At 38.4% G+C, this 1,039-nt stretch carries 2 protein-coding genes; both read left to right on the top strand.

Features of this window, described 5'->3' with window-relative positions; genetic code table 11:
• Positions 1–413 (top strand): acyl carrier protein (locus tag F6K52_RS36780; RefSeq protein ID WP_293090234.1); only part of this gene is annotated, 413 nt, incomplete at its 5' end.
• Positions 410–1,039 (top strand): condensation domain-containing protein (locus tag F6K52_RS36775; protein ID WP_293090232.1); only part of this gene is annotated, 630 nt, incomplete at its 3' end. The genes F6K52_RS36780 and F6K52_RS36775, both read left to right, overlap by 4 nt.

Genomic DNA, 1,039 nt, shown 5'->3' with positions numbered 1-1,039 from the left:
CTAAATTAATTAGTGAAGCTGAACAACAAAAAGAAGTAGAGCAGACTATAGCAAAACACAATGATATTTTAGAGAGATGGACCCAAACCACTACGAGGGAACGTCAAGAAATCTTAGGAGCTTATATGCGTCTTCAGATTGCTAAGGCCATAGGTATAAGCCCATCTGATATACATATGCAACAGTCTATCAAGTATTTAGGAATTGACTCTCTGATTGCTGTCAAGCTGAGGAATCAGTTGAGAACTGATTGGTCTGTAGATTTAGCTGCGGTGAAATTCCTAGACGATTTGAGTATGAATAATTTGGTAATGCTAGTGGAAGAACAGATAGAAAATGCTCATCAGCAAGACAGGGAAAACCCCAGCCTGAGAATAATAGATAATGATGATTGGTTAGAAGGGGAATTATGAATTTAGTTGAGTTTCTTGAAAACCTCTCACAGCAGAATGTGGAATTGTGGGTTGAGAATGATAAACTACGTTATCGTGCTCCCAAAGAAGCATTAACTCCCATATTGTTAAATCAAATTAAGCAACATAAAACAGAAATTGTTGATTTCCTGAGTGAGGATTTTGATAGCTCTAAATCCTATCCTCTCAGTTATGGTCAGCAAGGTCTATGGTTTATGTATAAGCTTGCACCCCATAGCGCAGCTTATAATATTGCTTTTACAGTTCGTATCTGTTCCCATTTAAATATTCCGGCTTTGCAACGGGCTCTAGAGACATTGGTAGCTCGTCACCCGACACTACGGACTAAATTTAGTCAAGGAGATGGTGCACCTTTTCAAGAAATCCACGAATCCCAAGAAGTCTACATTGAAACCATTGACGCTTCAAGTTGGGATGAAGATAAATTGACTAAGGAAGCGATCGCAGCATATAAGCATCCTTTCGATTTGTCACTGGGTGTAATGCGAGTAACTTTATTTACTCTTTCTTCCCAAGAGTATGTATTATTACTGGTAATACATCACATTGCTGTTGATGGTTTCTCCTTTGGGATTATTCTAAATGAGTTGCGTTTGCTCTATGAG

Source organism: Moorena sp. SIO3H5 (genome assembly GCF_010692395.1).
Lineage (GTDB): Bacteria > Cyanobacteriota > Cyanobacteriia > Cyanobacteriales > Coleofasciculaceae > Moorena.
Note: the sequence above shows the minus strand (reverse complement) of the source record. Positions and strands in the feature narration are given on the sequence as shown.